Annotated in this window: 18 protein-coding genes, 1 tRNA gene and 2 pseudogenes; 9 read left to right on the top strand and 12 right to left on the bottom strand. The window is 41.1% G+C overall.

The features are described 5' to 3' along the window. Positions 1–25: 25 nt before the first annotated feature. The 3 genes from nusA to C2M25_RS15355 form a co-directional block, all read right to left on the bottom strand. Positions 26–1,525 (bottom strand): transcription termination factor NusA, encoded by a 1,500-nt coding sequence (gene nusA, locus C2M25_RS15365; protein ID WP_063706756.1) that lies wholly within the window; start codon positions 1,523–1,525, stop codon positions 26–28. Between the two features lie 38 nt (positions 1,526–1,563). After that, positions 1,564–2,019, bottom strand: coding sequence for a ribosome maturation factor RimP (gene rimP, locus C2M25_RS15360; RefSeq protein WP_054553177.1), 456 nt, complete (start codon positions 2,017–2,019; stop codon positions 1,564–1,566). A 291-nt stretch (positions 2,020–2,310) separates the two neighbouring features. Beyond that, positions 2,311–2,387 (bottom strand) — tRNA-Met (locus C2M25_RS15355). Between the two features lie 243 nt (positions 2,388–2,630). Between C2M25_RS15355 and C2M25_RS15350 the strand changes: the two genes are divergently transcribed. Further along, positions 2,631–3,092: a globin gene (locus tag C2M25_RS15350; protein WP_105181490.1), complete on the top strand. Its 462-nt coding sequence runs from the start codon at positions 2,631–2,633 to the stop codon at positions 3,090–3,092. Here the strand turns inward: C2M25_RS15350 and C2M25_RS15345 are convergent. Beyond that, positions 3,087–3,869 carry a hypothetical protein gene (locus tag C2M25_RS15345; RefSeq protein ID WP_105181489.1) on the bottom strand — a complete coding sequence of 261 codons (783 nt, stop codon included), beginning with the start codon at positions 3,867–3,869 and terminating at the stop codon, positions 3,087–3,089. The two genes, C2M25_RS15350 and C2M25_RS15345, sit on opposite strands and share 6 nt — an antisense overlap. Positions 3,870–4,000: 131 nt before the next feature. On the opposite strand from C2M25_RS15345, the gene C2M25_RS15340 reads away from it, so the two are divergent. The 4 genes from C2M25_RS15340 to C2M25_RS15325 all read left to right on the top strand — a co-directional run bounded on the left by C2M25_RS15340 (position 4,001) and on the right by C2M25_RS15325 (position 8,387). Continuing rightward, a complete protein-coding gene (locus tag C2M25_RS15340; RefSeq protein ID WP_234003590.1) occupies positions 4,001–5,551 on the top strand; it encodes a cryptochrome/photolyase family protein in 1,551 nt (516 codons plus the stop codon). Positions 5,552–5,668: 117 nt separating this feature from the next. Continuing rightward, the gene (locus C2M25_RS15335) at positions 5,669–6,682 is read left to right on the top strand and encodes a phospholipase (RefSeq protein ID WP_105181488.1); all 1,014 of its coding nucleotides are present in this window, start codon (positions 5,669–5,671) and stop codon (positions 6,680–6,682) included. Next, positions 6,682–7,866, top strand: a complete 1,185-nt coding sequence (locus C2M25_RS15330) for a peptidyl-prolyl cis-trans isomerase (protein ID WP_234003589.1) — start codon at positions 6,682–6,684, stop codon at positions 7,864–7,866. Before C2M25_RS15335 ends, C2M25_RS15330 begins: the two co-directional genes overlap by 1 nt. Next, positions 7,863–8,387: a hypothetical protein gene (locus C2M25_RS15325; protein WP_105181487.1), complete on the top strand. Its 525-nt coding sequence runs from the start codon at positions 7,863–7,865 to the stop codon at positions 8,385–8,387. The genes C2M25_RS15330 and C2M25_RS15325 overlap by 4 nt, the downstream gene beginning before the upstream one ends. Before the next feature lie 39 nt (positions 8,388–8,426). On the opposite strand, the gene C2M25_RS15320 is transcribed toward C2M25_RS15325, so the two are convergent. After that, positions 8,427–8,873 (bottom strand): Hsp20 family protein, encoded by a 447-nt coding sequence (locus C2M25_RS15320; RefSeq protein ID WP_105181486.1) that lies wholly within the window; start codon positions 8,871–8,873, stop codon positions 8,427–8,429. 328 nt (positions 8,874–9,201) lie between these two features. On the opposite strand from C2M25_RS15320, the gene C2M25_RS15315 reads away from it, so the two are divergent. The 3 genes from C2M25_RS15315 to C2M25_RS15305 all read left to right on the top strand — a co-directional run bounded on the left by C2M25_RS15315 (position 9,202) and on the right by C2M25_RS15305 (position 11,997). Beyond that, the gene (locus tag C2M25_RS15315; RefSeq protein WP_234003588.1) at positions 9,202–9,660 is read left to right on the top strand and encodes a TlpA family protein disulfide reductase; all 459 of its coding nucleotides are present in this window, start codon (positions 9,202–9,204) and stop codon (positions 9,658–9,660) included. A gap of 111 nt (positions 9,661–9,771) precedes the next feature. Next, positions 9,772–10,035 (top strand): GrxA family glutaredoxin, encoded by a 264-nt coding sequence (locus tag C2M25_RS15310; RefSeq protein ID WP_054553185.1) that lies wholly within the window; start codon positions 9,772–9,774, stop codon positions 10,033–10,035. A 147-nt stretch (positions 10,036–10,182) separates the two neighbouring features. Continuing rightward, the gene (locus C2M25_RS15305; RefSeq protein ID WP_105181484.1) at positions 10,183–11,997 is read left to right on the top strand and encodes a DEAD/DEAH box helicase; all 1,815 of its coding nucleotides are present in this window, start codon (positions 10,183–10,185) and stop codon (positions 11,995–11,997) included. Positions 11,998–12,116: 119 nt separating this feature from the next. Here the strand turns inward: C2M25_RS15305 and C2M25_RS15300 are convergent, their stop codons facing one another. Next, entirely contained in the window at positions 12,117–12,557 is a 441-nt protein-coding gene (locus tag C2M25_RS15300) for a hypothetical protein (RefSeq protein ID WP_105181483.1), read from the bottom strand. 194 nt (positions 12,558–12,751) lie between these two features. On the opposite strand from C2M25_RS15300, the gene C2M25_RS15295 reads away from it, so the two are divergent. Next, on the top strand, positions 12,752–13,441 hold the full coding sequence (locus C2M25_RS15295) for a hypothetical protein (protein WP_105181482.1): 690 nt from the start codon (positions 12,752–12,754) through the stop codon (positions 13,439–13,441). 53 nt (positions 13,442–13,494) lie between these two features. On the opposite strand, the gene C2M25_RS15290 is transcribed toward C2M25_RS15295, so the two are convergent. The 6 genes and pseudogenes from C2M25_RS15290 to C2M25_RS15265 form a co-directional block, all read right to left on the bottom strand. Beyond that, positions 13,495–15,054 carry an AbgT family transporter gene (locus C2M25_RS15290; RefSeq protein ID WP_105181481.1) on the bottom strand — a complete coding sequence of 520 codons (1,560 nt, stop codon included), beginning with the start codon at positions 15,052–15,054 and terminating at the stop codon, positions 13,495–13,497. 149 nt (positions 15,055–15,203) lie between these two features. Beyond that, on the bottom strand, positions 15,204–15,482 hold the full coding sequence (locus C2M25_RS15285) for a YfcL family protein (protein WP_054553188.1): 279 nt from the start codon (positions 15,480–15,482) through the stop codon (positions 15,204–15,206). Positions 15,483–15,484: 2 nt separating this feature from the next. After that, positions 15,485–16,626: pseudogene (locus C2M25_RS15280) on the bottom strand (ATP-NAD kinase family protein). Beyond that, positions 16,616–17,185 carry an elongation factor P hydroxylase gene (locus tag C2M25_RS15275; protein ID WP_105181619.1) on the bottom strand — a complete coding sequence of 190 codons (570 nt, stop codon included), beginning with the start codon at positions 17,183–17,185 and terminating at the stop codon, positions 16,616–16,618. Before C2M25_RS15275 ends, C2M25_RS15280 begins: the two are co-directional and overlap by 11 nt. A gap of 90 nt (positions 17,186–17,275) precedes the next feature. After that, a complete protein-coding gene (locus C2M25_RS15270; protein ID WP_105181480.1) occupies positions 17,276–20,452 on the bottom strand; it encodes an HD domain-containing phosphohydrolase in 3,177 nt (1,058 codons plus the stop codon). A gap of 122 nt (positions 20,453–20,574) precedes the next feature. Then, positions 20,575–22,167: pseudogene (locus C2M25_RS15265) on the bottom strand (HD-GYP domain-containing protein); the annotation flags it as partial. Between the last annotated feature and the right edge of the window lie 387 nt (positions 22,168–22,554).

The raw sequence follows: 22,554 nt of genomic DNA, 5'->3' as shown, positions 1-22,554 counted from the left end.
AGTGTGTAATACCTCCGTTAATAAATTACTCGTCTGCGAACCAACAAATGTTACGCGCAGCCATAATTAGCTTGCCAGCTTCTTCTTCTGAAAGGTCAGTGATATCCACTAACTCATCAATGCCTTGCTCAGCTAAGTCTTCAAGTGTAACAACACCTTTGCTTGCCATTACGAAAGCAAGGTGACGCTCTAAACCTTCAAGTGCTAGTAGGTCTTCTGCAGGCTCTGCACCTTCTAGGCTTTCTTCTGTTTTAAGTGCTTTCGTTGTTAACGCGTCTTTTGCACGTGAACGTAAGATATCAACTGTTTCTTCGTCTAAACCGTCGATTTCTAAGAACTCAGAAGCTGGTACGTAAGCTACTTCTTCAAGCGTTGAGAAACCTTCGTTGATAAGTAATGTTGCAAACTCATCATCGATGTCTAGGTATTCAGTGAATAAGTTGATTAGCTTGTCTGATTCAGCTTCGTTCTTCGCACGCATGTCATCTACTGTCATTACGTTTAATTCCCAGCCAGTTAACTGACTAGCAAGACGAACGTTTTGACCGTTACGACCGATTGCTTGTGCAAGGTTGTCTGCTTCAACAGCGATATCCATTGAATGCGTATCTTCGTCCATTACGATTGACGCAACTTCAGCTGGCGCCATTGCGTTGATAACGAATTGCGCTGGGTTGTCATCGTAAAGAACGATATCAACACGCTCACCACCAAGCTCACTTGATACAGCTTGTACACGTGCACCACGCATACCAACACACGCACCAACTGGGTCGATACGTTTGTCGTTAGATTTAACAGCGATCTTTGCACGAGAACCCGGATCACGTGCTGCGGCACGTAATTCAATCATCTCTTCGCCAATCTCTGGCACCTCAATGCGGAATAATTCCATTAGCATTTCTGGCTTAGAACGCGTTACAAATAACTGCGCGCCACGTGCTTCTGGCTTCACTTCGTATAGAAGACCACGGATACGGTCGCCTGGACGGAAGTTTTCACGCGGTAACATATCGTCACGGTAGATAACCGCTTCAGCATTGTTACCAAGGTCAAGTACGATAGCGTCACGGGTTGCTTTTTTAACAACACCTGTTACTAATTCGCCTTGTTGGTCTTTGTATTCTTCAACAACTAATGCACGCTCAGCTTCACGTACTTTTTGTACGATAACTTGCTTAGCCATTTGTGTTGTAATACGGTCAAATTTAATTGATTCGATTTGCTCTTCAACGTAATCACCAAGTTGTAAAGACGGGTCTTCAACTTGTGCTGCTTCTAGCGTGATTTCGCTGTAAGGATGTTCTAGTGAACCATCTTCAAGAACGTTAGCAATTTTCCAACGACGGAACGTGTCGTAATTACCTGTTTTACGATCGATTGATACGCGAACATCAATTTCGCCATCGTGTTTTTTCTTTGTAGCAGTCGCTAATGCGAACTCTAACGCTTCAAAAATCTTTTCTTTTGGAACCGCTTTCTCATTGGAGACGGCTTCAGCAACCAATAATATTTCTTTTGCCATGGGTTATGCCTCGCTTGCCCTATTCCTTCGCACTCGAATTAAAATTTTGCGATGATGTTCGCACGTTCAATGTTACTGATCATAATCATATGCTCAGTGCCATCTGCTGAAAGTGTGATCATATCACTGCTAACTGATACTAAATCGCCTTTAAAATTACGACGACCATCTTGTGGAAGCTTTGTACGCACGCGTACTTCTTCTCCTTGCGCCTTCTCGTAGTGATCTTGTTTGAATAATGGACGATCAACACCAGGAGACGAAACTTCCAAATCATATTCATTTGTAATTGGGTCTTCGACGTCTAAAATTGCGCTAACTTGACGACTAACGTCGGCACAATTGTCCACCGTAATCCCTGCATCGTGATCGATATAAACACGTAATGTAGAGTGGCGACCAGCTTGCACAAACTCAAGACCATGTAACTCAAAGCCTAACATTTCAACGGCCGGTGAGAGCATGGCTACTAAATCTTGCTCAAGTTTTGTCACGAAAATCCTCCATACAAACAAAAAAAGGGCATATAGCCCTGAAATACTGAGTTTAATAATGATTTAAAATCACCGCCAAGCAGATACAACAACGCCCCGAACCAAGCGGGGCGTCACACCTAAAGCATAAAACTGTGTGGCCTAGGGCCAAGCTTGGTTGCGAGTCAGTCACCTGACTAAATTAAACTAGATAGCCTAAACGCAAAACGCGCATTACCAGAATGCGCGACTTCATACAGTAAAAACTTACTGTGTATACTAAGTACACTCAACAATGCCTTAGCATGTATTTGGTTGCGGGAGCCGGATTTGAACCGACGACCTTCGGGTTATGAGCCCGACGAGCTACCAGGCTGCTCCATCCCGCGCCAATTGATATTAAAAGTATCTTAATATCGTCTGATTGAGCGATAAACACCTCAATTCAATGGCGGCTATTATAAGCATGTAACGCTCAATTAGCAACCTTCCGACATGAATTAGTTAGACTATTTTTTACCTAAAAAATTTATGACAACCTTGTCATAAAATTTCCCATTACCGAAAAATCTCGTCTATATTTAGTCATATAATAAGAACAACCTATAGCCTTGGCTATTAAGCGATTTACTATGAGTCTCTCTTCGTTTCAAAAAAGACTACTACAACAAGATATTGAATTGCTAAAACCCGATTTTCATCAGTTTACAAGCGCATATCATCGTTGTCTTTGTTCACGTAAATTAACCATGTCAGTGCCTGAACACGAAAGTATAACTAAACGCAGTTATATCTTGTACTGCGCGCTTAACAAAGTAGTGAGCCACCTTGATGATCTATTGCAAGTGACGCCATTTATTCATTATCTAGCAAATAATCTCAGCTTTTTAAATGTGTCGTTTGAAGACATCGATATCCTTTGCGACGCATTTATCGAAACCCGCAAATCGTATATGCATCACATCAACACACAATTACAACAAGCTTGGCTGCAAGCTATGCGTATATTTGCCAATATTGTCAAAAGTTACTTGTTTGCTTACTCAAATGTGGTGTCGTTTAGCGCGTATTGTCCGGCACGTTTAAGCTCATAACCTAGTTAACTCGCTGTTGAGTCTGTCGATTTGTTTTTGCTCAATGGCGATAAGCGTATTAAAGCGGCTAGTTAGCGCAGTCATTTTGTCTGCTAAGGCACTATCGCTATTTGCATCAGCTAAATTTCGAGGGCGGCTATTTAATTGTTGCTCAAGCTCTGAGATTTGCATGTTTAACTCACTTTGATAAGTATCTATTTTATTTTCATGCTCTGAAATTTTACGCATAATTTGTTTTGAGCGAATAAAACTAGCAACCTCATTATTAGCAACCGTATTTGCGGATGAAGTTAACGTGTATTTTTCAGCCGTGAGTCTATCTATACTGCGCTGCTCACTGTCTATAAGCACGCCGTAACGCTCAGATACCGCGGTCATTTGCTTGGCAATAGCCGCTTGTTTTTTAGCCCCTACCAAGTTACGTAGCTGAGCATCTGATTGCTCAGATAAAGCCACTATTTCCCTGTCCATTTTGAGCTTGAATGTGTCAATTTTATTGTTATGTTCTGCTATTTGTGCATCAATTTGCTTTGACCGAATGTAACGATCAACCTCTGCAGTATCTTTATCTGCTGATGGTTGTGCAGTATTTTCTGACGCGCTCGAAAGGTGTGGGTTTTGCTCTTTTATAGTGATTAGCTTTGCATCTTTGCCGCATGGCTGTTGACTAAATTCAGCAATACCATTTTTCTCACAGTGATACACAGTGCTGTGCGCTGTTTGACAAACTAAGAGACTTATAATTAATAAGTTTAGCTTTAATGGAATAAGTGTCATGTCATGCCTTCCCTAGTAAATGACTCATTATGAACTTCATAATAGTACCTTATATATAGACTAAAATTATCGATCTATCTTGGTGTTTATTTCGTAACTACCTAGATTACTTGCTGCAAAGGCTATTAGAAGTGCAATACTCTACCCTGCGATTTATTTTTGGCGATCAACTTAATGCAAGCCACAGCTGGTTTAAAGATAAATCACAACCAGACACGCTGTATGTCATCGCTGAATTAAAACAAGAAACAGACTATGTAAAGCATCATATGCAAAAAGTGGTCGCCTTCTTTGCAGCAATGGAAAACTTTGCCAACGCACTTACAAAAGCAAACTTAAACTGTCTGCACCTTACACTTGATGACACACAAAACGATGCTTCATTACCTGAACTACTCACCCGGTTAGCTAAGCATTATCAGTGCCACAATATTGAGTACCAATACCCTGACGAATACCGCCTTAAACAACAACTCGCTGATTTTGCAAAGCAGAGCGAATTTAATGTCAATGCGGTTGATTCGGAACACTTTCTACTACCTTTTAATGATATTGACCAGCACTTTAAGCCAAATAAGCCGGTAAAAATGGAGTTTTTTTATCGTGCTATGCGCAAACGTTTTACTATTTTAATGGACGATGATAACCAACCTCGTGGTGGCAAATGGAATTTTGATCAGCAAAATAGAAACAAGTTAAAACCAAGCGATCTTAAAGAAATTCCCGCCCCCTTATGCTTCGCCCATAATATAAGCCACATTCTAAAACGGATTGAAAAGCACCAAGTAAACACCTTTGGTGAGTGTAGTGAAACACTTATCTGGCCAACAACCCGCGCTGAAGCAAAACAATTGCTCGATTTCTTCTGCGACCATTTACTGGTGCATTTTGGTCAATTTCAGGATGCTATGACGTGCCAATCAGCGCATCAATGGTCTTTGTATCACAGCCGATTATCGTTTGCTTTAAACACCAAAATGCTGCACCCGATGCAAGTCATCAAGCGGGTATTAACCAGCTTTGAAAAACAGCAAATTGATATTGCACAAGTAGAAGGCTTTATCCGTCAGATCCTTGGTTGGCGTGAATATGTACGCGGTATTTATTGGCAAAATATGCCTGATTACGCCAGCAAAAATGCCTTAAATGCAAAGCGCGCCCTACCTGACTATTTTTGGCATGGCAAAACAAACATGAATTGTATGCACCATGCCATTACACAAAGCTTGCAAACAGCTTATGCGCATCACATTCAACGTTTGATGATCACGGGTAACTTTTGCTTGTTAACCGCTATAGAACCGAGTGAAGTGGACGCTTGGTATCTGGGTATTTATATCGATGCAATAGAATGGGTAGAAATGCCCAACACGCGAGGAATGAGTCAATTTGCTGACGGTGGATTAATTGCTACTAAACCCTATGCGGCCAGTGGTAATTACATCAACAAAATGAGTGATTATTGCAAACACTGTAGCTACAACATCAAAGAAAAAGCCACTGATGATGCCTGCCCATTCAACAGTTTATATTGGCATTTTATGTTAGAGCACGAACAGCAACTATCACAAAACCCACGCATCGGTATGATCTATAACAACTGGTATAAACAAGATGAATCTGTTCAGCAAGCAACGCTTAAGCGCGCTAGCTGGTGCTTAGATAATCTAGAAAAGCTGTAATGACAAAGAACCAAAATAGGTAAAATTGTTAATTAAATGTTTAATTTTTCTGTCACTCTAGTGTAATCACGCTCTTTTTTAATAGCGCTGCATTTTAAATAACACTATGAGGACACAATGAAAAAAACACTTATTAGCGCAGCGTTTTTAGTTGCATGCAGCAGTAACGTACATGCGTTTAGTCAAGAAACCCACAAACGTATAGTGATTGATGCTGTTAATTACATGCAACAACACCCAAGCACAACACAATACGCAGCGTTAGCCAGCTATGCACAGCAAAATAATATGACTATCACTCAACTTGGCGAGCGACTTGGTCAAGCAGCCTATGACGTCGATGATTTTGAGGACACGTTTTTTTGTGGTGCTATTACAGGTTCTTGTGTACAAGCACCAGTTTGGGGTGCTGCAGAAAGTATCGTGAAATACACCAGTTATTGGCACTTTCAAAATCACACGCAAGGTGCTGATCAACACGGCAACGACTTTGGTGGCTACAACTATCAAAAACTGACCGTGTGGGGGACGGTTGATAATCTTGCAGCGACATGGCTCAAAGGCGATTACCTAGATGATGGTAAAGGTGGCGAAACAGGCTGGTTCAATGCTGACTCTTCAAAATATAATAGCTATGGCGTTACTGAAGCCCATTACCGTATAGATAGCCAATCAAGTTACAGCATGTATGATGATTTTGAGGAAATGCCATTCCAACCTATCGATAACTTAGGGCAATACTGGTATCAAAGTTACTTACAAAGCGGTAATCCACAGATTTTAGGTTTTGTATTTCACACCACCGATTTACTCCAGCCTCATCATACTTGGACAACCTCTGATTTAAATCACTCAAGCTGGGAAAGTTGGGTAAATGATTATTACGACCAAGAAAACCTCAATGATCCAGCACTTGTTACACAAGCAATGGCGACCTTTGCAGCATTAGATACACAATCAACTGATGTGCGTCCCTTATTGACCCAAGGTGGCGCATTTTCGTATGCACAAGGTGGGATCGTGTTAAATTCAGAAGATCATTACGACCGACTCGATACTGCAAAACAAGTGGTTCCTCATGCGATTGCAATGGTGGTTCACCTACTTAATCATGCCATGGTTGCTCGATAATGCGTGGGCTTTACATTTTGACAGCTCTGCTAGGTTTGCTTTTTAGCAACCTAGCAGTTGCTGCGTTTAATCAATACACGGAATCTGAAATTGATCTCATGTGGCAGGTCTACAAAGAGCAACGCCCTGAGATTAGCAAACAGCAAACACGTGAACGCCTTTACGAAAATCAATTTTTACTTGAGTACGCACAGAAAAACATGCCAGAACTTGTAGAGCGCCAAGCAAGCGTTGGCTTTTCGACTCATTACCATGTTATGCGCTACTTAGATAATCTGTTTATTCATCAGCTAAATCTTACCGATAAACCAGCTACAACTGGGCTTGAACCATTTGATAAACACTGGCTGAAAACCAACTTAGGGCAATACCCGCTAAATGGTCAGTACAGTGATGACCAAATCAAACAGTTCAATGCTATTAAACTCAATTTGTTTGAAAACTCAATGACGTTGTACGAATTTATTGCGCCTCTTTCTATGCAGACTCGCTTTCGTTTGCATCAAGGGGATAGCGACTTGTTCAAAACCGAAATTTTAAAACATCGACAATTTATTTTGCATTTAAAGCAAGCTGACGCAGTCTTACAAACACAGCAACTTTCGCTACCCCATCTTTATTCTATCGCCAAGGGCGATATTTTAAGGCCTTCGATTCAAAGCTGGCTAGGCATAAAAGGTATTATGCATGTTGATAGCCCAGTACTAACTCGCTTAGAAAGCACGGTAACTAGCACTGAAATCCAGCAATATTACCAACAACACAAAGAAAGATTTCATTATCTAAAATCGGTTAAGGCCCATGGCGGCGAATTTACCGAAAGAGAGGCAGCGTTAGCATTTAGAAAGCAAGCAGAAACAAGTTCAATACAACACGCACTAAAGCAATTAAATCAGCCCGATATTTACACTCAATATACAAACCACTTAACCCGAGAGCATAAACGAAATTGGGCAGTACAATTAGCTTTCACACAAAAACCTCAACAGTTGAGTGAGGTAATACGCTCACCGAATGGTTTATGGGTGGTAGTAATGAGCTATGATCATACTTTTGGCTACTTTAACGCAAATGACGAAACTGTTCGCTATCAAGCTAAAAAAGCCATCGCAATTGAAAAAGCCACAAGCAGCTATCAACAACAATGGCTGGCGTGGCAAACACACCATGGCGTTAAGCTATGAAATGGTTAGCTTTAGCACTCATGGTACTGTTCAGTGCTGCCATTGTTATTCATCTGCAAACTCACCCTATTAGTTTAGCGCCAGCTAAAAAAGCACCGATGTCCGTTGAGGTTGAAAAGAAAGATGTTCATGATCAGCAAGCACTGACCAGCACGCTCGAAAAGCAAGCCCACCCAGCCATTGAGCAAATCGACAATGCCAGCATCAAAGCGATAATCACCACAGCTGATTATATAGCCCCTATTGCAAAGCAGCCCCAGCAAGCAAAGCGGTTTACAGGTGATCTTAATGATCACAAAGCATATCAGACATATCATCAAGCGCAGCAAACTGAACTAGAGCTTCGCTTTATTGATGCCGCAGAAAGTAAAATTGCTACTCTCGAATCCCTTTTAGAACGTGGTAAGCAAGCGGGATTGTCAGAAGATAAGCTTAATGAAGCCGTCGATAAAATTGCGGCTTTAAAGACGATGCAAGCAGAATTAATTGCAAAGCATAACGAAAAAAGCCGCCTCAGATGAGGCGGCAAAACTAACTAGGGGAAACAATGCTGTTGGAAATTACTTATTTTCGAGTAATTTACCGTTACCGATTTCGATTTTACGTGGTTTTAGTGCTTCTGGAATTTCACGTTGTAAATCGATACTTAGTAAGCCATTTTCAAGGTCAGCGCCAAGAACTTTAACGTGGTCGCCCAACTGGAACTTACGTTCAAAGTTACGCTCTGCAATGCCTTGATGAATAAACTTACGTTCCACATTATCTTGTTTATCAGCTTTAGTACCGCTGACTTTTAAGGTGTTGTTTTCTGACTCAATGGTCAACTCACTGTCACTAAAACCTGCTACGGCCATAGTGATACGATATTTGTCTTTATCAAGTGCTTCGATGTTATACGGAGGAAAACTTGGCTGCTTGTCTGTGCGTGCTGCCGCATCCATTAATGATGCTAAATGATCGAAACCGATGAATGAACGATAAAGTGGTGATAAGTCTACTGTACGCATAATTATATCCTCATATTTAAGCGATATTTTGTTAGTACTCTTCTTTAGAACCAGCGCTAACAAAGTTAAATTAATACTATATATTTCAATTACTTTAGTTTGATTGGGACCCATCAGGCGTCCTCACTAAACTATTTATGGGCGGGCAAAATCTTTTCAAGATTTTTAGCAAAAAAATTGCAATTTTTTTAAATTAAATGAAATTTAAACACCCTCAAACGGGTCTGAATAAGTTGATTTTAAAGGGCTAAACACGTACAAAATAACAATGAAAAAAAAACCAACTTTTTTAAAAAAATTTATCAGTGTGCTAAAAAATGTCGTCTTAATGGCGGTCATTGTGTATGCCGTAACCTTATTTCAACAACGAAATTTACTCTCAACAGATAAAACCCCTGCCCCTTATTTTAATTTAGCCACGTTAAAAGACCCGACAGAGCGGATGACCATTGCACAATTACAAGGCAAGCAAACAGTAGTGTATTTCTTTGCGCCATGGTGCTCAATTTGTCGTTACAGTATGCCGAATTTAGAAACCGCCTATCAGCAAGGTAAGCTTAATGCGATAGCGATTGCACTCGATTACCAAAGCATTGCTGAAGTTAAACAGTTTACGGATTCGCTCGATTTGACTATGCCTGTATTGCTAGGCAGTAAAAGTACAGGTCAAGATTACAAAATCAGTGCTTACCCAACTTATTATGTTATTGATGAGCAATTGGCCATTACTGCACATTCTATGGGTTACTCAACAGAACTGGGTCTTAGAATGCGAACGCTTGATTAGCTCAATCGCTAATAATGAGAAAAAACAGAACAGAGCAATCGATTTTATGCACTGTTTTTATTCATTTAATCCGTTAAGATGATAACTAGATAAACCATCGAGGAGAGCGATATGTTAACTGTAATTTTTGGCCGAGAAGGCTGCCCATACTGTGTTCGTGCAAAAGACGTTGCTGAAAAACTAGCTAACGAGCGTGACGATTTTAAATACCGTTACATCGATATCATTAAAGAAGGTATCAGCAAAGCAGATTTAGAACAGTCTGCTGGCAAACCTTGCCCAACTGTACCACAGATTTTTATTGACCAAGCCCACATTGGTGGCTTCACTGAATTCGAAGCGTACGCTAAAGAAAATTTAGGGTTATATCAATAAATTGTAAACGTGGTTGATTTTGGCAAATTTAAACTGATTAAATTATGACCAACATCAACCACATACAAATTAGTTGTAATTTATACAAGCAATTGCCTTGTATTTCCTATACAATGCGCGCCTCTTTAAATTCGTTGAGGCGTATTAATGTCAGAACCAGTCACGTTTGAATCTCTAAATCTTTCTCCTGCAATCCTTAAAGCAGTTGAAGAGTTGGGTTACAAGACTCCATCTGAAATCCAAGCTCAATGTATACCGTTATTGCTAGAAAGAAAGGACGTACTGGGACTAGCGCAAACGGGTACAGGTAAAACAGCAGCATTTGCTCTGCCGTTACTAAATAATATTGACCCGTCTGTGAAACAGCCACAGATCCTTGTTTTAACGCCTACGCGTGAACTTGCGATCCAAGTAGCTGAGGCATTCGAACAATATGCTAAGCATACTCGTGGTGTTGAAGTTTTAGCCCTTTATGGTGGCCAAAGCTATAGCATCCAATTAAGTGCACTTCGTCGTGGCGCGCAAATCATTGTTGCAACGCCAGGCCGCTTAATCGACCACATTAACCGTGGCACAATCAAGTTTGAGAGCTTACAAGCCCTTGTTCTTGATGAAGCAGACGAAATGTTACGCATGGGCTTCATTGATGATGTTGAAAGCATCATGGAGCAAACGCCGCGTGAAAAGCAAACATGTCTTTTCTCTGCGACTATGCCAAAGCAAATCCAAAATATCAGCAGCAAGTACATGAATGAGCCTGAGCAAGTTCATATTTCTGCTCGTAACTCAACTGTATCAACTGTTGAACAAGTATTTTGGAATGCACACGTACACAAAAACAAAGCTATCGTTCGCTTCTTAGAAGCTGAACAATACGATGGCGCGATTGTTTTCGTACGTACACGTAACGACACTGTACAATTAGCTGAATTACTTGAGCATGAAGGTTTCTCTGCTGCACCACTTAATGGTGACATGAACCAACAAGCACGTGAACGCACAGTAGACCGTTTGAAAAACGGCCTAGTTGATATCGTTATTGCAACAGACGTTGCTGCACGTGGTCTTGATGTTGACCGTTTAAGCCTAGTAATCAACTACGATATTCCACAAGACTCAGAAGCCTACGTTCACCGTATTGGTCGTACTGGTCGTGCGGGACGTACAGGTAAAGCGATTCTTTTCGTAAAACATAACGAACGTTATTTACTTAAAAATATCATTCGTCATACGAAATCAGATATCGCACAAGTTGAATTACCGACTGCTAAAGTAGTTGAAGAAAAGCGTATCAAAGCACTTCAAGACAAATTAACAATTGCTCTTGAAAACAAAGACATCACTTTCTTCAATCAAGTTGCTGCTGATATGGCAGAAAAACTTGAGTTAAGTGCTGAAGACTTAGCAGGTGCATTACTTTGTTTAGCGCAGCAACAATCACCAATCAAGGTTGAAGAAGTTAAAGCTCAACCGCGTGGCGAGCGTAACGACCGTCGTCGTAACGAACGTGGTGATCGTGGCGACCGTCAAGGACGCGAGCGTAAACCTCGTGAGCCGCGTGAGCGTAACAGCCGTAACATGGGTCCTATGGATACTTACCGTATCGAAGTAGGTCGTGAGCACGGTGTACAAGTTAAAAATATCGTTGGTGCGATTGCTAACGAAGCTGATATCTCTAGCAAGTTCATCGGTGATATCCGTCTTCATGACACGCACAGTACGGTTCAGTTACCGCAAAACATGCCAAAAGACGTGTTAGACCATTTCCAAAAGGTGTTTATCTGTAAGCGCCCAATGAATATGTCTTTAACACAAGATCAAGGTCCAGCGCCAACTGCTGCACCTCGCTCTGAGCGCCCAAGCGGTGATCGTGGTGATAAAAAGCGTAACTTCAAAGACCGTGGTGAAAAACGCGGTGGCCCTCGTAAAGAGCGTCGTCCAGTGAGCTTCACTGCGAACTAATTGAAGCTGTAAGCAATAAAAAACCTTGTCATGAGAGTGACAAGGTTTTTTTGTGTCTGCAATAAAGCTGTCAACATTAATAATGTCATAACTGCCACTGTTATTTAATCTATGTTCTGCTAATCAGAACTCAAAGCTCTATCAGTGGAAGTAAAATAACTAAGACCATAAAAAGTTATAACAAGCCCGACCGCTGCTAGTAAATCTTTTAACACCGAGTATTCTAAATAAGATGTGGCGCTAAAACCATTTCCCGCCACTAACCTGTATATGGATAATATTGAGATTAAAGCAATTGGAAGTTGAACTATAAATATGTTTACGGAATATATCTTTTTTCTTTTTAAAAATAAAAAGAGTAATACGATAAAAAAATATAAAGAAAAAATCATGGCTAAATCATGAAAAAACAAAACGATGTAATTAACCCCTCCATCTTCGGCAATAATGATATTATCCACATATTCAAGTGTACTTATTACATCAAAAGACAGACTCAAACCCCAAACTAATAAAATTCCTATAAACAGTGAGATTGATCCATTAATAATATTTGACATGTGCACCCCTTTCAGCTTTATTAAGATTGTTTACAAAATAACCAACAAATCAGGAAATGTAAACAATTATAAAATAAAGGAATAATAAAATGAAAAATTATATATCTTCTCTACTCTTATTAGCTTTTCTTTCTCCGGCGATAGCTGCTAATTAATATGTATTAGAAATTTGCGATAATTGCAGTAGTTATGAAATGCAAAACCAAGCCTTTCAGCATAGGGCATTAAATAAAACAGTAGAAGTTCAAGTTGTAAACCCTGAAAATGGAAATGTTAGTGCGTTTAGAGTTAAATCAATTTCTGAGCCTGGATTTGAAACTGTAGATATTTTTCCTGCTCAAATCAGAAATGAAGTTTTGGTAGCTGCGATCGAAGCTAAAGCTGAACTCGATAGTATCAAAGAAAAGACAAATGCTAATCCAGATTTAGTGACAAAAGCAAGAAGGCTTTATGACTTCCCATCCTATGCCCGATTAAATTTAGAAAAAATACCTGTAACTGTAGTGAGCAGCGCAAGAGAAATTGCTTTAGGGAATATTCATCATATTGCTGTCAGCCAGTATCTTGATGATCAAATAGGTATCCCTAGCAACCTTAAAGATTTAATTGTTACTTTAACATTAACTTACACCATCACTTTTTTTGAAGATGGCTCAGTAATGTTATTTATACCTAAGCCATGGTCTACAATAAAGTGGGAAGTTTTTGGGGGGACAATACTTGATGGTAACGGCAATGTATTGAGTATATCAGGTGGTTCATCAAGTAGTGGGGGCTCATCAAATACTTCAGGTTCAAACGGTACTTCAACAATAGTGATTTCTAGTGGAACTGAATGGTGTTTTGTACAACAAGGTCACCCAACATACTGTTGGATGGAATAACTCTTAAACAACCTCATTAAATTTTTTCAATGAGGTTGTTTAAATTATAAAAGTTATGAGCCAATGGCTGGGTATGCGTAGCTTGATTGTAAGCCAAGCGGGATGCCTAAGCCCCAGTACGCGAGTAAGAATATACTCCAACCGATTAAGAAGGCGATTGAGTACGGTAACATCATCGCGATTAAGGTGCCGATACCGGTGCCTTTTACATACTTTTGACAGTACACTACAACCAATGGGAAGTATGGCATCAATGGCGTGATGATATTCGAGCTTGAGTCACCTACACGGTAGGCAGCTTGCGTTAAATCAGGTGAAATACCCAGTTGCATTAGCATGGGTACAAATATTGGTCCTAGTAACGCCCATTTTGCGGAGCTTGAGCCAACAAACAGGTTCACAAACGCCGTTAAAAAGATAATACCTACCACAGTTACTGAGCTTGGTAGTGCCATTGCTTTTAACAGCTCAGCTCCTTCAATTGCAAGTAATGCGCCTAGGTTTGATTTACTAAATGCAGCAATAAATAACGCACAGAAGAACGCCATAACAATATAGTAAGCCATACCGCTCATCGCTTTGCTCATTGCATCTATCATATCTTTAGAGCTTTTGAAGGTACCCACGGCAAAACCGTAAACGGCACCTGGGATCCAAAACAGTAAGAAGATAAGCGGTACAATTGATTGCATTAACGGTGAACGGAAATTAGTTAATGAGCCATCGCTGCTTCGCATCGCGGAGTCTGCTGGGGCCGAAACAAACAAAAGTAAAGCAAGACCAGCAATCATCACTGTACTTGCAATATAAAACGCACGTTTTTCATCACTGCGCGCTTCATCAAATGCAGGTAAGTCTTCAGTATCTCCATCAAGTGGCGTGTTTTGTAAACGCGGCTCGATGATTTTATCTGTGATATACCAGCCTAATAAGATAATAAATAAGCTCGAAGCTGAGGTGAAAAACCAGTTATTGAGCGGGTTAATCGCCATATCTGGGTTAATAATTTGTGCGGCACTTTGGGTAAAGCTTTGCAGTAACGGGTCAATCCCAGACGGAATAAAGTTTGCGCTAAAGCCACCACTTACCCCCGCAAATGCTGCAGCAATACCAGCAAGCGGATGACGCCCCATCGCATAGAAAATGACCCCAGCAAGTGGGATCACTAATACATAACCCGCATCCGTAGCGGTATGGCTGACAATCGCCACTAAAATAATAGACGGTGTTAAAAGCTGCTTAGGCGTAACCTTTAACATTAATTTAAGGCCAGTATTGATAAAGCCAGAATGCTCAGCAACACCAACACCTAACATAGCAACCAGCACCACACCAAGCGGCGCAAAGCCAGTAAAGGTCTTCACCATTGAAGACAAAAAGGTGGCAAGGGAATCCCCTGCTAATAAGTTATGCACTACAATCGCTTCACCGGTGCGCGGGTCGATTGCATCAAATGTGGTGCCCGAAAAGAGCCAAGATAAAAACCAAATAAGCAGCATTGCGACTAAAAATATAATCGCCGGATCAGGTAGTTTGTTACCCACCCTTTCAATCGTATTTAGAAAACGTGCGATTGCACCACTTGGTGCCTGCACATCATTATTGTTATTCATTTTCAAATTCCCTGGAAAAATATCTTTTTTACCTTATCGCATCTGTGCAATGAGGTAAATTTTAAGTTAATGAAATTACCCAATAAAGGTAATGTGAATATATAAAAAAAGCGACAAAAGGCCGCTTCTTTAGATTCTATTTTAGTCAATTAAGCTGCAAGTGCTTTCACTTCATCCCACAGACGCACAACAAGCTCTTTATCTTCTTCGTTTAGCTCGCCGTTGCGATAAGCTTTAACGAGGCTAGATTCAACTTGATTGTTTAGCTCATCAATCGATAAGTTTAATTCTTCTACTTGTGCATAGCCTACAGCTAAGTCAAAGTGACCACGTAAATAGCCACCAGCAAATAGCTCGTCGTCTGTTGCTTTATCGACTAAATCATCAAAATATTGCTGCGCTGCATCAATATAACTTACTAAACTCATTGTTACTTCTCCTCTGGGTGCAGCCCATCTTGATGACCCACTGCATACATAATATGGTCATTGAAACCTGTGGTTACACGAATATAACCACTTAATTCATCGTCTAGTTCACTATCACCCGTATCGGAGATCAGTGGTCGGCCATTCAAGGCCTGTAATTTAGTTTTCGTCGCTACCACAATAATATTGTCGCGACCAATGGCACGAATAAGTGCCGGGCTTAATTGCTGATTACCTCGACCGAAGATTGGCCTTGGCCACCAATTAAAGTGATCACCAACTTGGTTTCTTTACCTCCTGTGAGCTCAAGTAATTGCTGGGCAGTTAAGTCCTGCGCAACAAGCTCTTGGTCTGCCACTAAGTCTACGCCTAGCAAGGTATTTTCAAGACCCATCTCTTCCATAATTGCCGCGACGGTAGACCCACTGCCCATCACATACAAGCAGTCTTCATCCATTTCACTAACAACATAGGCAGCTATATCAGCAAGCACTAATTCATCGGTTTCTTTACCGCCATTTTTAACCGCTTGTACGTAGCGCACTTCACTCGGCACTTGCATTTCACCGTAACGCTTAGCTTTTACTGTACCTTCGCGAAATGCCTCTTCGTCGATATCCATCACATCGGCATCACCAAGGCTTACAAGCTCACCTTTAACTAGCATCTCAACAACACGTCCAGCTGCTTTGGGGGTTATTGCATAAACACCAGAATGGATTTTACAACCAGCAGGAATACCCAGCACAGGGGTATTATCACCAACCGCGTGGCAAATATTGCGAGCAGTGCCATCACCACCCGTAAATAAAATAAGGTCGACACCTTGCTCAACTAATAACTTAGCGGCCTGCTCTGTGTCTTCCGGTGTAGTGATATCATTTGTTTGGTAAATAACATGAGTATTAAAACCAAGTTGGCTTGCAGTTTGCTCACCCATTTCACCGTTTACAGTGTAAATAGTTAAGTCATCTTGATGGGCAAGCAGTACTTCAAGTGCCGCTCTGGTGCGTAAGTTTGCTTTTGGCTCAGCGCCAAGTTGCATTGCTTTTGCTGCTGTCTCTGCGCCATCACTGCCCTTTAATGCGACACTGCCACCTAAGCCGGCAACCGGGTTTACAATTAAACCTAATTTAAACTGCATTAGATAAAGCTCCTGGGTTGTCCTGATAATCACGCTGCCATGTAAACTGTGTAGCCGTTAATGGCCATGGGGTATTATAAAAATCGCTCAATGCGTTAAGCAGTGCTGTTGTACGCTGATTAAAGCCAGATGCTAAAAAGCTCAACACCTGCTGGTGAACTCGCGCTTGAAAATCAAATCGGCAGGTTTGCTCGCCATTAAGATTATCAACCGATACATTAAAATCGAAACCTGCTGCGGTACTGAGCGCCCATTCGATAGCTTGGGGCTTTACTTCAACCGCTTCAAATTCAGCTTGCTGGTGCTTATCACGGCCATCAGGGCAATACCAATAGCCATAATCTTCTTTTAACCGACGCGCCTCTCCAGCCACTAGCCAATGGGCAATTTCGTGTAAGGCGCTGGCATAAAAACCATGGGCAAACACAATTTGGTGATAAGGCGTTTGCTCATCAGCAGGCAGGTAAATAGGTTCATCATCACCCTTTATCAAACGCGTGTTATGACTTTGATAAAAGGTGTTTTCAAAAATAGCGATTAAGTCAGCAATCTGATGCATACGGCTTGAATTCATCTCGTTAAAAGCGTCACTAAAAACGAGGCGAATTGTACGGACTTTTCACTGTAAAGTAAAAGCAACCACTCTCAGTTACAGGTATTTTGCGATATCAACATCATCGATTTGTGCTGGGTTTAAATAGCGTTTTGCATATTCAAGGTAAATACCTGATGTTAAGAACAATTTGAACACATCTTCATCAACATGCTGATCGGCTACCATCTTGGCTAAAATATCAATGGCAACACTCAGCGGTTTGGCTTTTTTGTAGGGTCTATCGGCTGCGGTTAATGCTTCGAAGATATCAGCTAGCACCAATACGCGCTCTGGTATTGATAAATCATCCGCAGACAACTTACGTGGGTACCCTGTGCCTTTGAGTGTTTCGTGATGGGTCGAGGCATAACGAGGCACACGAGCTAATTCATCAGGAAATGGCACGTTATCGAGCATCCGAATGGTGCTGATAATATGCTCATTGATTTTAAAGCGATCTTCGTTTGTTAATGTACCGCGTTGAATTTGTAAGTTATACAGCTCGCCAAGGTTATACTTATACTCAGGAATAGTAACTTGAATTCCTAAGCGCTCGTCATACTGTATTGGTTTATCGTGGGCAATCAAATGCTCTGGTTTATCTGAAAGTAGCTTTTCAGTAACAGGCAGTTGCTCATCATTGCTGTGAGCTCGCAGCTCTTCCACTGGCGAAAGCCCTATCTTATCGTCAAAATGTCGCTGCCAAGTAATATTACTGAGTGCCTCTAAGCGTTCAAGACTTGCTTCATCCATAAACTCGCCCCCCACATTGCATGCTGCGATAAACGAAAAATCACTGCGTAATTCTGCTTGGCGTTTGGCAAGCTCAGCCTCAAGCTCAGGTTGCTTTTCTGGTGAGCTTTGCAACGCTTTTAAATAAGCGATTTCTGCATCTCGCCACAGTACTTCAAACCGTGTACGCACTTCGTGGATACGGTTATAAATGGTTTCTAACTTCGTGCCTTTATCTACGATATGCTCTGGGGTGGTGATTTTACCGCAGTCATGTAGCCAAGCTGCGAGGCTAAATTCTCTTAGCTCGTCTTTATTTTTAAAAGCAAACTCTTTAAAAGCGTGTTCATTTGAGTTTGAGGCCGCTTTGGCCAGCATAATGCCCAGCTCTGGTACCCGCTCGCAGTGCCCTGCTGTATAAGGCGATTTATCATCGATAGCCTGTGCAATAAGCTCAATAAATGACTCCATTAAGGCTTTCTGCTTTTGCTCATGCTGCTGAATAGATTGACTCATTTGCACCATGGAGCTAGCCAGGTTATTGATTTCTTTAATACTACTTTTTAATGTAGATACTTGATCAAACTGTCGACGTTTAATTTTTAAGTTTTCGCCCTCTAAGGTCTTAATAGGTGCAACGATGGGTGAGGCAAAAAACCATGACACCGGCAATACCATAATTAAGCATGCGGCAGTGATAAAAATAGAGAGCTTAATTTTTTCACGGGTAGAGCTCAAAACACCTTCTTTCGGCACCACTATCGCTAAGTAATCACTATTACTGCCCCCTTCTGAAAGCGGAGTGATATACACATATTTTTCAATGCCATTTAGGGTCATCAAACGTAAATGGGCAAAGTTTGTTTTATCTGTGATTAAACTTAAAAACTCAGGATATGGCACGGTACCAATCACTTGTGATTGCTGATTGGGATCGCTCCCTAACCATTTACGTTCGAGTGCCGCAATGTACGAATTTGGCAGGTGTGTTATTGCCATATCAATTAAGTCTTTAAGCGCTTCATCTTCTGGGTGAAATAATAAATGCAGGGTATCGGGTAAAAGGTCGTGGCTATATGTATCTAGCTGATTGTACTGAATGCCATCAATAAAAAACTGCTTTTGGGTGTATTTGAACACCGCCTCGTTATCTAAGCCTGCAAAGACCCGCCCTTGGCTAACTGCATCAAGTACCGCTTTTGTACTTGGTAGCTCAACAATGTCGATGTCGGGAAAGTGCTCTTTGATCACGTTAATTACCGACCAGCCCTCGCCTATCGCCAACTGTTTGCCCGCTAGCTGCTTCATGGTAACGACGGGTGTCGTGCCTTTTGCTGTAATGATACTAAACGGTAAGGTCGCCATAGTCTCACTCATTACGCCAAGCGGCTCATTAGCAGGCGTTTTAAATATAGGCTGAATAATGTCTATTTCATTTTTTGCAAATTGCGTTAAAAACTCAGACCAAGTAAAACCGTTGATAAAGGTCACCTTAATTCCCAGTAACTCAGCCAAACCATTAATATAATCAATGCTATAGCCTTTGGGGTTTCCGCCCACACTAAAATCCATTGGTGGCCAGTTTGTCTCGTTTGATACGCTTAAATAAGGATACTTTGCCAATACACTTTGCTGCTCTTCAGTCAGAGGCAATTTTTCAAGCCTTGGCAGACGTAAGCTATTTTTTTGTTGATTAGAGGCAACAATTTCACCCTCTTTATTGTATATGTACAGCTCACTTAAATACTGGCTGCTCATTTTACTTTGCTGTTTGCTTAAATATTCAGAGATGCTCGACAAACTAACGTCTAACGCTAAGACACTGTTTTCGCTTGCCGACTTTATCGAATAGGTTTGCCCGGGCGCTTGCAGGTGGGTAAAGAAATACGGCTTGGTTTTATTGACTCGGGTAGAATTTGCTTGCTTAAACCATAAACGCTCTCGCGGGTCATAGCTGGTACCTTTAGTTTGAGAAATGCGTAAATTAAATTGCAGATCAAAATAATGAGTGTGCTGAACACGTTCAGCCCCTTCGCCGGTAATGTGGATCACGACCCAGCGATCAGCTTCGATAGCTTGCAACTGCTGACGAACTATTTCACTACTTTCTAAATTAATTAATTCATAAAAGTCACCATTTTCGTAGCCAACATACAAGGCATAAAACAATGGATTGAGCTGCATGATTTCACTCATGACATTTCTCAGTTCACTTTTATCTTCGCTGTCGGCACTGATAAGGCTACTGTTTTGTACCATCACACTTAGTGTGTTTTCCGACTTTTCATTGACACCGGTAAGGTAATCAGCGACAGAGCCAGTGGCTAAATTAAAGTTTTTAACACTGGCTTCTAAGGCCATTTTTTCACTGAAATAATATTGCAGACTAATTGCAATCAGGGCTGTTAATGAGGTGGCTAATACGAACACCGCAACAACGGTAAGACGAATCGAGAAACGTATTGTTTGTTTTAGTTTTTGAAAAGCAGATACCAGCACTTATGCATCTCCTTGCAATGCTTTGTTCGTAAATAATATTAGCTTGTATAATATGTATACACCAATAACTTTGTATTACAAACAAAAACACTGCAATATTAGCCTAAAGCATAAGCAAATAATTATCTTAGATATTTTTGAATATCGACCGAATCGATTTGCGGCTCATGTAAAAACTGTTTTGCATATTTTAGGTAAATGCCAGAAGTTAAAAAGAGCTCAAATACGTCACGGTCAATGTGATCGTCATCGACCATTTTCGCTAAAATATCAACAGCAACACTCAAAGGTTTTGCTTTTTTATAAGGTCTATCTGCCGCGGTTAATGCTTCGAAGATATCAGCAAGTACTAACACACGTTCAGGTATTGATAACTGCTTAGCGGTTAATTTTCGCGGATAGCCAGTCCCTTTTAAGGTTTCGTGGTGGGTTGATGCATAACGCGGAACTCTCGCTAACTCTTTAGGGAATGGCACACTCCCAAGCATACGAATTGTACTGATCACATGCTCATTGATCTTAAACCGATCTTCCGCTGTTAACGTGCCCCGCGCCACCGACAAGTTATAGACTTCGCCAAGGTTATATTTATACTCTGGAATCGCCATATTAATGCCCAAACTTTCTGGGTACTCAACGGCTTTTTCGTGTGGAATTAAATCACTTGGCTTATCGCTCAGGAGTGACTCTTCGACAGGTAAATGCTGATCTTTCAAATCAGCCATACGCATTTCTTCAAGGGGCGATAAACCTAAACTTGCGTCAAAATAGCGCTGCCACTTGATGCTAGCAACCTCATGTAAGCGAGTCAACTGCGCTTCATCCATAAACTCACCACCGACATTACAGGCGGCAATAAAGCTAAAATCAGCGTGTAACTTTTCTGTTTGTTGCTCAAGCTTTTGCTTTAGCACAGATTGCTGCTCTGGGTGCGCGATTAGTTGCTCGTAGTAGGCAATTTTTGCATCACGTAGCAGCACTTCAAATCGGGTGCGTACTTCGTGAATGCGGTTATAAATGGTTTCAAGTTTAGTGCCTTTATCAACAATATGTTCTGGTGTGGTGATTTTACCGCAGTCGTGTAACCACGCTGCTAAACGAAACTCGCGTCGCTCATCCGGGGTTTTAAAGCTAAACTCAGAAAACGCCTCATCAGTTGAACCTGATGCGGCATCTGCAAGCCAAATACCCAGCTCTGGCACACGCTCACAATGCCCTGCCGTGTACGGTGATTTATCATCAATGGCTTGCGCAATGAGCTCGACAAAAGACTCCATCAGCGCTTTTTGTGAATTTTCATGTTGCTCAATGGAGCGACTCATATCGACCATTGAACTAGCTAAATAATGAATTTCTAAAATATGGCTCGAAAGCGTTGAAACCTCATTATAATCGCGCTGTTGAATTTTTTTATTTTCACCCACTAGTTTAAGTATTGGGTTAACGATTGAAGAGGCAAAAAACCAAGAAACGGGCAGCAGCAAAAGTAAAAATAAGCCCGTCACTAAAATTGAAATGCGTATTTTTTCTTTAATTACCGCTAACACATCTTCTTTAGATACCAGTACGGTGAAATAATCCACTTCATCAGATTGCATATCGCTACTGAGCGGCAGAGGCAGCACAAACATGTACTTTTCAATGCCCTTTTCATAGACGCTCAGCATTTTGCCAAATTGATGCGCTTTATTAGCAAGCCCTGATTGCTGTTCATCCAATTTAATCAACTGAGATAAATCATCAAAGGTATGCTGATGGCTTTGATTTTTACTGGTTGCAATAATTTCGCCATTACCCCGATATACATACATTTCACTTTCAACCAAGTGTTTCATTTTAGTTTGTTGCGCGGTTAAAAAATGATTCAAACTTGCACTGGCAATATCAATCGCCAATACATCACCCGTTTGCGCTGACTTTATTGCATAGGTATAACCTGGTACATCAAACACATTAAACACGTACTGCTCGGTTTTCGTCACCGAATTACTGGTTGCATCCTGAAACCAAACACGGGTGCGCGGGTCGTAATCTGTCGCTTGCGTGTCTCTTTTACGAACAGTGAGCGACTCATCTAAATACGTGGTCACTTGCTTACGCTC

Source organism: Pseudoalteromonas sp. T1lg21 (assembly GCF_002964625.1).
In the GTDB taxonomy this organism is placed as follows: domain Bacteria; phylum Pseudomonadota; class Gammaproteobacteria; order Enterobacterales; family Alteromonadaceae; genus Pseudoalteromonas; species Pseudoalteromonas gelatinilytica.
This window is presented reverse-complemented; position numbering and strand designations above follow the sequence as displayed.

Excerpts from the sequence above, each read along its gene's own strand:
- C2M25_RS15295 (WP_105181482.1), top strand. The coding sequence starts at position 12,752 with ATGCAAAACCAAGCCTTTCAGCATAGGGCATTAAATAAAACAGTAGAA.
- C2M25_RS15310 (WP_054553185.1), top strand. The coding sequence starts at position 9,772 with ATGTTAACTGTAATTTTTGGCCGAGAAGGCTGCCCATACTGTGTTCGT.
- C2M25_RS15330 (WP_234003589.1), top strand. The coding sequence starts at position 6,682 with ATGCGTGGGCTTTACATTTTGACAGCTCTGCTAGGTTTGCTTTTTAGC.
- C2M25_RS15275 (WP_105181619.1), bottom strand. The coding sequence starts at position 17,185 with ATGCATCAGATTGCTGACTTAATCGCTATTTTTGAAAACACCTTTTAT.
- nusA (WP_063706756.1), bottom strand. The coding sequence starts at position 1,525 with ATGGCAAAAGAAATATTATTGGTTGCTGAAGCCGTCTCCAATGAGAAA.
- C2M25_RS15300 (WP_105181483.1), bottom strand. The coding sequence starts at position 12,557 with ATGTCAAATATTATTAATGGATCAATCTCACTGTTTATAGGAATTTTA.
- C2M25_RS15320 (WP_105181486.1), bottom strand. The coding sequence starts at position 8,873 with ATGCGTACAGTAGACTTATCACCACTTTATCGTTCATTCATCGGTTTC.
- C2M25_RS15315 (WP_234003588.1), top strand. The coding sequence starts at position 9,202 with ATGGCGGTCATTGTGTATGCCGTAACCTTATTTCAACAACGAAATTTA.
- C2M25_RS15350 (WP_105181490.1), top strand. The coding sequence starts at position 2,631 with ATGAGTCTCTCTTCGTTTCAAAAAAGACTACTACAACAAGATATTGAA.
- C2M25_RS15305 (WP_105181484.1), top strand. The coding sequence starts at position 10,183 with ATGTCAGAACCAGTCACGTTTGAATCTCTAAATCTTTCTCCTGCAATC.
- C2M25_RS15345 (WP_105181489.1), bottom strand. The coding sequence starts at position 3,869 with ATGACACTTATTCCATTAAAGCTAAACTTATTAATTATAAGTCTCTTA.
- C2M25_RS15335 (WP_105181488.1), top strand. The coding sequence starts at position 5,669 with ATGAAAAAAACACTTATTAGCGCAGCGTTTTTAGTTGCATGCAGCAGT.
- C2M25_RS15285 (WP_054553188.1), bottom strand. The coding sequence starts at position 15,482 with ATGAGTTTAGTAAGTTATATTGATGCAGCGCAGCAATATTTTGATGAT.
- C2M25_RS15325 (WP_105181487.1), top strand. The coding sequence starts at position 7,863 with ATGAAATGGTTAGCTTTAGCACTCATGGTACTGTTCAGTGCTGCCATT.
- C2M25_RS15290 (WP_105181481.1), bottom strand. The coding sequence starts at position 15,054 with ATGAATAACAATAATGATGTGCAGGCACCAAGTGGTGCAATCGCACGT.